Annotated in this window: 2 protein-coding genes; one reads left to right on the forward strand and one right to left on the reverse strand. The window is 65.4% G+C overall.

The genetic code is table 11. The annotated features are described in order from the left end of the window. Positions 1–40 precede the first annotated feature (40 nt). Complete coding sequence (locus tag ACX9NE_RS14805; RefSeq protein ID WP_459362884.1) at positions 41–1,510, forward strand: condensation domain-containing protein; 1,470 nt, start codon at positions 41–43, stop codon at positions 1,508–1,510. Here ACX9NE_RS14805 and ACX9NE_RS14810 read toward each other — a convergent pair. Continuing rightward, positions 1,488–9,620, reverse strand: coding sequence for a type I polyketide synthase (locus tag ACX9NE_RS14810; RefSeq protein ID WP_459362848.1), 8,133 nt, complete (start codon positions 9,618–9,620; stop codon positions 1,488–1,490). The genes ACX9NE_RS14805 and ACX9NE_RS14810 overlap by 23 nt on opposite strands. Positions 9,621–9,709 lie beyond the last annotated feature (89 nt).

A 9,709-nucleotide genomic window follows, 5' to 3' on the forward strand; every position in this document is an offset into this window, starting at 1 on the left:
CTGTCACCGCTTCAACTTTCGAGGAGCGACCTTGGTCGACATGGGCCACCTGGGGCTCGGGACAGTCCGTGACTGGTCGCCGCCTCCCGGTGTGGTCTGGACCTGGAGCGCTACTCCTGGTGCGCTGACCACGGCGCGACAAGCACCGACCAGTGCTGTCCCGCCCAGCTATATTCAGGCCCGGCATCTGCGTGGTTTTCACGAGCAGCGCAACCGCGGCCTGGACATGTCGCGGTTGTTGGTGGTCGCCTTCGACATTGCCGGGGAGTGCGACATCCGTGCGATGACCTACGTCTTCAATGCGCATCTGCGTCGCCACGACACCTACCGCAGCTGGTTCGAGTTCACCGATGCCGACTGCATCGTCCGACACACCATCGCCGATCGGGCCGACATCGAACTCGTGGCAACCCGGCGGGGAGCCATGACAGCACTGCAGTGGCAGGACCACGTGCTGGGCACGCCGAGCCCGTTGGAATGGGATTGCTTCAGGTTCGCGATTATTCAGCGCGACGACCACTTCACCGTCTGCATCTGCGTCGACCATCTGCACGTCGACCCCATGTTCATCGGCGACGTCTTCCGGGAGATCCGTGGTATGTACAACGCGCTGATGGACGGTGAAGGGCCCTTGGCACTTCCGCCTGCGGGCAGCTACACCGACTACTGCCTGCGTGAGCGCGCATATACCTCCGCGCTGACGCCGCAATCGCCGGAGATACGGCAATGGGTCGAGTTCTTCGAGCACAACGACGGATCGCTGCCCGCCTTCCCGCTGCCGCTCGGCGACACCTCGCTGCCGACTTGCGGGGAATTGTTGTCCGTACGTTTGATGGACGCCCGCCAGACGGCGCGTTTCGAAGCGGCGTGCACGGCGGCCGGCGCGCGTTTCAGCGGCGGCGTCTTCGCGTGCGCGGCCCACACCGAGTACGAACTGATCGGTTCGCGGACGTACCACGCCGTCACCCCGATCGGAACCCGCAGCACCCCAGCGGATTTCGTGACAACCGGGTGGTTCATCGGCCATGTCCCGTTTGTGGTACCGATCGGCGGTTCGTTCGGGGAAACCGCGCTCGACGCGCAGACCGCCTTTGACTGCAGCACCCACCTGGCGCGGGTGCCGTTCGAGCGCGTCCTCGAGCTGGCGCCCCGGCTCAGCGCGCCCGCCCCGCAAGGCGGCTTTCCCATGATGTCGTTCTTGGACGGAGGTGTACCGCCGCTGTCCGCGGTCATCTCGACACAGCTCGACCGGATGAATACCAGGGCCTTCAGTGACGGCCGGATCGCCGCACGGGTCTGCCTGTGGGTGAACAAACTCCACGAGGAGACCACGGTGACCGCGTCATTCCCCAGCAATCCGATCGCCTACGAATCCATCGTGCGCTACCTCGACGCCCTGAAATCGGTCTATCTGCGCGTGGCAGAATGCCGGGCGCTCGCGGTGCCGCATGGTGCCGACCAGCTGCAATCCCGAGCCCGTACCGCGGTTACCAGTCGATCCGGGGAGTAAGCCCGAATTCCGCGAAGGCGCTCGAGATGGTTTCGCGCAGCTCGTCTTTCGTATTTTGCCGGCCCAGGATGTAGGCGGAGATCCTGATGAAGATCTTGCCGCGATCCCTTCCCGAGACCAGCAGGAGCTGTCCACCCATACGCTCGATGGTGCTTTTCTTCATGCCGGGTTCAAAGGGCCGCATGTGAGCTTCATCCGCGTCGGTGCCGTCGGGCCGGTTCACCGCCGAGGGCAGTTCGCCGATATTGGAGACCGTGACCGGAAGGGTGGCACCGCCCGCGGCCACCCCCGTCAGTCTTTTGACGACTCGTTTAGGTGTCAGCGGTGTCAGCGGGAGGGGCGCCAACCACTCGCTGTCGGAATTCTCCATCGCATCGAGGATCGTCTGGGTGATCTTGAGGTGCATTTCCCGCAGGTCCGTGGCCGCGGGAGTGGGATCGACGGTGGTGTCGATCGCCGTGATCGCGTTGCCGCGGATATCGCCGTTGGTCCGTAGATTCGCCACGAGGCGCAGCGTGACCGCTCCGTCGTCGTTCACTCGGCCCACCCGTACCGCGAGTCGGCAGGCGATTCCTGCTACCAGCGAATGACTGCTCGCACCAAGACTTTTCGCGCGCGCATCCCATTCCGCCAAATCGATGTACGCGGTCAGCGCGGGCATTTCAATGGTCGGATCCTCGCTGGATCTCCTGGGTGCAGGCGGCGCCGCCTTCATCGTCGAGGTCAGTTCCTTACGGTCGCGGCGGGCCCGGCGCGCGACGGCGGCCAAGGCATGCCCGACGTCGGGCAACTCTTTGACGGTTTGCCGGAGATCCTCACGCAACGCCCTGCCGCGGGTGCGCGACCGTGCCGGCGGATACCCGAGCTTGTGCGTCCTGCCCTCGGCGGCATCGGCAATCGCCTGTCCGAACGCGATCGCGTCGACGACCGCATGTGAGACCACCAGACTCACCGCTGTTCCGCCGTCCTCGAGCGGAAGCACCCCGAGGTGCCAGCCGGGTCCCCACTCCGGATCGATCGGGAGGCGCGCGCGCTCGTCGGCCCATGCGCTCACCTCGTCGCGTCGCCGCGGCGTTACCGCGATGTCCATATCCTGCGACGTCGGAGCCAACACCCAGCGATCCCGCGCAAACGGCAACGGAGACCGCTCGATCGTGCGTCCGAACAACCCGGATCCGAGGTTCCGGTGGAAGCGCCGCAAACCCTCGATATCGGCACCGCGGTGATAAATCCACGTCACCTGAATCAGCGCCTCGTGAACCGCCCGCGTTGCGAGGAATGCGGCCTGGTCGAGGTACGCCAGTAGGTTGTCCGCCGGCTCCTCGGTGGACACAACGACCTCAGCCTCCCGAACCGCCGGCACACCGGCAGTGGTCGCGAGCAGACCCGCGAGGTGAGCGGCGAGTGACGCGGGGGTGGGGTGCTCGAAGACCAGCGTCGCCGGCAGGGCCAACCCGGTCTGGGCGGTCAGGGTGTTGCGCAGTTCCATCGCGGTCAACGAATCGATGCCGAAGTCCTTGAACGCCACGTCGGCATCCAGGGCGTCCGGATCGGGGTGGGCCAACACCGTCGCGGTCGCCCTGGTCACCAGCGCGGTCAACGTATGGAGTCGCTCCTGAGCACTCTGACCTGCCAGCTTCTCGCGAAGCCCTGCTGCGTCCACGGCAGCGGTCATGGCGCTGGATTCATCGTCGTCCGCCCGCGGCAGCAATTCGTTGAGTAGCGGGTGTGAGCGACGGGCCGTCAACGCCGGTACGAAGCGGTCCCAGGAAATGTCGGCGAGGGTGATCAGTGTGTCGTCCGCCTCGATCGCCTGCTGAAGCGCGTCCAGCACCACCGTCGGAGGCATCTCGTTGAGCCCGATGCGCTGGAAGGAATCCAGAACTTCGGCCGGCATGTTGCGGGTCTGGTCCGCCCACAACCCGAACGCGGGGGCCACCGCCACGTGTCCGTTGCTCCGCAACCGCGCGGCCAGTGCTTCGACATATGCATTGGCCGCGGCGTAGGCGCCTTGCTGCGCACCGCCCCACGTCGCCGCTCCGGAGGAGAACAGGACCCACGTTTGCGGCGGCTCGTCCTTGAGCAGTTGCACCAGGTTGTCGGCGCCGACCACCTTGGCGGCAAAACTGTTCGACAACTCCTCGGCAGCAGTGTCGGAAATGGTGTTCCAACCGATTCCGGCAGCGGCGTGTACCACGGTCTTGATGGGTCCGTATGCGCTGCGAATCTTGGCGAGGGCGTCCGCCAAAGCCGCCCGATCGCTCACATCCACCGATACCGCTTCGGCGGCCACTCCCCGCGACCCGAGTTCGGTGACCAGCTCGGCGGTCTGTGGATGGGTTGCCGCGTTGCGACTGATCAAAACAACACGATCGACGCCCGCGTCAGCCAGCCACCGGGCTACGTGTTTACCCAACCGCCCTGTTGCCCCGGTCACCAGGGCTGCTCCGGTCGGTTTCCAGCTGCCCGGCCGCTCGAGACGCGCCGTCGGCAAGGGCGCGGCGGTGAGCCGCCGCGCGCTCACACCGTTGCTCCGTATCGCGAGTTGGTCTTCTGACTGGGCGCAGCTCAGTATCGCGTAGAGCTGCTCGATATCCCGCGGTGTCGCCGCCTGCGGCAGATCGATCAAGCCGCCCCACTGGTCGGGGTGCTCGAGGCACACCGACTGTCCCAGCCCCCAGACAGCGGACTGGCCTGGGCTCGCCGGAAGATCGTCCGTGGACACCGAAACGGCGCCTCGCGTGATGGCCCACAGCGGTATCGCAAGACCGGAATCGCCGTGCGCTTGCGCAAGCAGCAGCGTCGACAGCAAACCCATCGATATCCCAGGCAGCTCGGGGTGCATCCGCCCGTCTGAAGCCAGGAAGGAGAGGATGCCGTCGCAGTGGACTCGTGCGGTAGCCGATTTCAACAACGAAGACAACGATTCCCTGCTCAGTTCGCCGGCATCGACGGTGACCACGTCGACGGCCGCTGCGTACCGTGCAGACAAACCGGTGACCCACGCGTCGTCGGCCTGCTCCTTGAACGCCAGAACAAGCCAGCGACTGCGCGTTACCGGGAAGCTGTTCGGCGTCACCGCCCGCCAGGAGACCTGGTAGCGCAACTTGTTCGCCGCTGATCGCGATCCAAGATCGCTGCGCCACTGTCGCAAGGCGCGCACCACATCGGTCAGGGAAACCTGGTCGCGCGCGCCACCGAGTCCCAGAACCTGGGCGAACATCTCGGCCGCGTCCTCGTCAACGGCCCGCCACAGCGCCGTTTCGGCAGCGCCGCCGACGATCTCGGTGGCCGCCGCCGGTGGCGTCCAGTAGCGGCGGTGCTGAAACGCATAGGTGGGCAGTGCGACGACATCGGCGTCCGGGTAGACAGCCCGCCAGGCCGGGGAATGGCCGTGACTGTGCAACTGGGCCAACGTGGTGGCCACCGCATCCAGATCGGGCCGGTCCCGATGCAAGGTGTTGATCACCGCCGAGGCGCCGCGGCCAGTGGTGTTGGCCAGGGTGTCGGTGATTGCCGCGGCCAACACCGGGTGCGGCGACAATTCCACGAAAAGATGCTCACGCTGACTCAGTAGGTGAGCCACGTTGTCGTGAAAGCGCACCGGTTCGCGCAGGTTCCGATACCAGTAGTCGGCGTTCATCGAGGAGGTGTCGAGCGGATGACCCGATAGTCGGCTGTCCACGGTGGAGTACAGCGGGATGCGTGAGGGCTGCGCGGTCAGCCCGTCCAGCTTGTCCAGCAGGTGGTCGCGCAGCCGCTCCACCTCGTTGCAATGCGACGCGTAATCGACTGCAATGGGCCGTATTTGGATGTGGTCGCGCTCGCATGCCTCGGTGAGTTCCCCGATCGCGGCCGGATCACCACTGACGATCGTGTACGACGGCCCGTTGATCGCGGCGATGCTCAGGGCGCCGTCCCAAGGTTGCAATCGTGGCCGAAGTTCTTGTGCCGGCAGCACAATCGAGACCATGCCGCCGCTGCCCGACAGTGCAGTCAGGGCCTGGCTGCGCAACGCCGCTATCTTGGCGGCCTCGGCAAGGGAGAGCGCACCGGCGATGTAGGCGGCGGCAATTTCGCCCTGGGAATGCCCGATCACCGCATCGGGGACGATCCCGCAGGATTCCAGCATTTCCGCCAGCGACACCATGATGGCGAACAAGACGGGCTGGACCACGTCGACGCGCTCCAGCGAGGGTGCCGCGGAATGCTGACGCAAAACGTCAACTACGGACCAGCCGGTGAAGGGGCGTAGCGCCGCATCACACTTGTCGAGACTGTCCGCGAAGCCCGGATGGTTTCGATAGAGCTCCAACCCCATCCCGGGGTATTGCGCGCCCTGTCCGGGGAAAACGAACACGGTTTTGGCGGGTAACTGGTGGGCAGGAATGCGGTGCCGCGTCAAACGCGGGTGGGGCAGGTCTGAGATCAGGGCACCGAGGCCCTCCAGCAGGTCTTGGCGAGGGTCTTCGCTGCCACGGTGCGCGGTGACGGCGGCGCGGCACGCGTGATGTGTGCGGGTGGTGGCCAGACTGTAGGCGACATCGGCCAGCCCCAGCGAGGGGTGACCCACCAGATGCTCGCGCAGTCGGTGCGCCTGAGCGGCCAAAGCTTGGGGATTGCCCCCTGAGACCGGCCAGATCAACAACGGCGGGTCTTGCCGCGGTTGCGTACCGAGAGCCGCCTGCGGATGCGTCGCGCCGGCGGATGCCTCCGGCGCAGCGGATGCTTGTTGCACGATGACATGCGCGTTTGTGCCACTGATCCCGAACGAGGACACCGCGGCCGTGCGGGGATGATCGGTGACCGGCCAGGGCACCGCCTCGGTGAGCAACCGCACCGTCCCGCCTGACCAGTCGATGTGCGGACTGGGCTCACCGACGTGCAATGTCGGGGGCAGGAGATCGTGGTTGAGCGCTTCGACCATCTTGATCAGCCCGGCGGCACCAGCCGCCGCCTGGGTATGGCCGATATTCGATTTGATCGACCCCAGCCACAGCGGATGGCCGGAATCCCGGGCGGCGCCGTACGTCGCGATCAAGGCTCCGGCTTCGATGGGGTCACCCAACGTAGTGCCGGTCCCGTGGGCCTCCACGACATCGACCTGGTCAAGGGCGATTCCTGCGTTAGCTGCCGCTTGGCGGATCACGTTCTGCTGAGCGGGTCCGTTGGGCGCGGTCAGCCCGTTGGAAGCACCGTCCTGGTTGATCGCCGACCCCGCGATGACCGCCAGCACGGGATGGTTGTTGAGGTAGGCATCGCTGAGCCGTTCCAGGACCAGCACCGCGGCCCCTTCGCCCCAGCCGGTGCCGTCAGCGTCGGCGGAGAACGCCTTGCACCGCCCGTCTGCAGCCAGCCCGCGCTGCCGGGCGAACTCGGTGAAGACCATCGGCGTGGTCATCACCGTCACCCCACCCGCGAGGGCAAGGTTGCTTTCGCCGTTCCGCAAGGACTGACAGGCCAGGTGTGTGGACACCAGCGACGATGAACAAGCGGTGTCCACGGTGATGGCCGGGCCCTGCAAACCCAGCGCATACGCGATACGCCCGGACGCCACACTGGTGGAGAGCCCGGTCATGGCATATCCCTCTACGCCATCACCACCGCGGGCCGCGTAGGGCTGTGACCACGCCCCGACGAATACCCCCGCGTTCGAGCCCGCCAGCGCGGCGGGATCGATGCGTGCATTTTCCAAGGCCTCCCAGCACACCTCCAGCAGCACCCGCTGCTGAGGGTCCATGGTCTGAGCCTCCCGCGGCGAGATCCCGAAAAACTCCGCGTCGAATTCGGCAGCTCCGGCGAGAAACCCTCCGGCGCGGGTATAGGTCTTGCCCACCGCATCCGGATCGGCATCGAACAAATTCGCGAGGTCCCAGCCCCGGTCCGCCGGAAACCCGCCCATCGCGTCGGTGCCGTTGGCCACCAGATCCCACAGTTCCGCCGGCGAATTGACTCCCCCGGGAAACCTGCACGCCATCCCCACCACTGCCACCGGTTCGTCCGTCTGACCCCGCGAGACGACCGTTGGCGCCGAGGCGACCGACCCGCTCAGCAACTGCGCCAGGTGAGTGGCCAGCGCGGCAGGGGTCGGATAGTCGAACGCCAAGCTCGCCGGCAGCGCCAATTCGGTGGCGGTGCTGAGGCGGTCGAGCAACTCGGCGGCCTTGACCGAGTCGAAACCCAAGTCCTGGAATGAGCACTCGGCGTCGATTTCCTCGACGCTGAAATGACCCACAACGGTCGCCACTTGCTCACATACCACCCCGACCAGTAGCTCCTGCTGCTGCTGGCCCAATGTGCGCACGCGTTGCGCCAGTCCGGCATCCGAGCCGGCGACTGAGCCGGCTCCGGCCAGCTTCGGCGGTTGTGGCTTGCGCAGCCCTGCGTCGACCCGGGTGAACTCATCGCGCAGATACCGCTGCAGACACTCCCGGCGCCTGACCTTGCCGCTGGTGGTGCGTGGAATCGCTTGCGGCGCAACCAGAACGAGATCGGCCACACTCAGACCGTGCGTCTTCGATATCGCGGAAATGATCTTCCGCTTGACGGCGCCCACTCGCGCCGCGGCCTCTTCGGAGTCAGCGCGCACCTTGAGTTCGACGATGGTGACGAGCTTCTCCACGCCTGCATCGTCGGGAACCGCAATGGCCACGCAACGGCCCGCGGTGATCTCCTGGATCGTCGCCTCGATGTCGTCGGGAGAGTGGTTGCGCCCGTAGACGACGAGTAGATCTTTGATGCGGCCGATGATGAACATCTCGCCGTCCGAGAAGAAGCCCAGGTCTCCCGTTCTCAGCCACGGCCCGCCGGGTGTTCCGACCGACGGGTCGACGATCGTCGCGCCGAAAGTGCGTTGACTTTCTTCAGGTTTCTGCCAATAGCCTGAGGCGACATTGTCTCCGTGTGTCCATATTTCACCGATGTCGCCTTCCGCGCACTCGGTGCTGGTGTCGGGGTCGACGATGCGCACGATCGGCGACTGCGGCAGGCCATAACTCACCAGCGGCGTGCCTCCGTCGGCACACCGCGTCGCGTGGCCGGCGGACAGTTCTTCGGAGTCGAAGTACACGACGACCGGTGGTTCAGCCGGTTCGCGTACCGCCACGTAGACGGTGGCTTCCGCGAGACCATAGGACGGCCTCAGGGACTTCGGTTGCAGATTGAAGCGAGCGAACCGCTCGGCAAAGCGCTGGAGTGTCGCTGGTTGCACGCGCTCTGCGCCGTTGAGCATGTTGCGGACATGTCCAAGGTCAAGTCCAACCATGTCGTCGTCCGACGTTTTCGCTGCTGCCAATTCGAACGCAATGTTCGGCGCAGCAGTGAGGGGATGAGTTGCGGTGGCGAGCATCTGCATCCATCGCGCGGGTCGTTGCAAAAATGCCGGTGGGCTCGAAAGCACGCCTTTGAGCCCCCCCACGATCGGAATGCCAATGCCTACAATCAAACCCATGTCGTGAAAGAAGGGCAGCCAGGACACGACTGTGGTGTCCGGCGGAGGTGTGCCCCCGTCTTCGCGGTAATAGCTTGAGATGAGTTGCTGTGTGTTGACCAGCATGTTCTGGTGCGAAATAACGACTCCCGCTGGTGTCCGCGTCGACCCGGATGTGTACTGCAAGTACGCGATCTCTGGCCGATCTTCCCTATCGGCGAGGGGCACAATCTCCGAATCCAGGTCAAGCAGGTCGAGTTCGATGAAGGCCGGCGCTGTCTGGTCGGGTCCTATGCACTCGCAGATGCCGTCCACCAACGACGATGTCGTAAGAACAGCAGTCGGCTGCGCGTCATGCAAGACCGCGCCCGCTCGCTCGTCGCTCGCGCCGCCTTGCGGTGCCGAGAGCGGAACGGCAATCTGACCCGCTTCCATGGCGCCGAGGAAGGCGACGATGTAGTCGAGTCCTTGCGGCGCCAAGATCACCGCGCGGTCGCCGGTCGTCCCGCAGGACCTGAGTCGCTGCGCCACGTTGACTGTGCGCCGGTACAGCTGCTTCCACGTCAGTGTTTCCGAAACCCCCGCCGGATCCTGCTCGTAGTCAACGAACGTGAACGCCGGCTCATCGGGCCGCAGATCAGCATGTTCGCGCAGCAGATCAGGGATGAAGACCTCAGACACGGATCGACGATACCGTGGTGGATAAGCCGTCGAGGGCAAAGCCGGGATCTGCATTGTGACCTTTGCCCGGCGGCAGACCTGCTAAGTTT

It is taken from the genome of Mycobacterium sp. ML4, assembly GCF_054515735.1.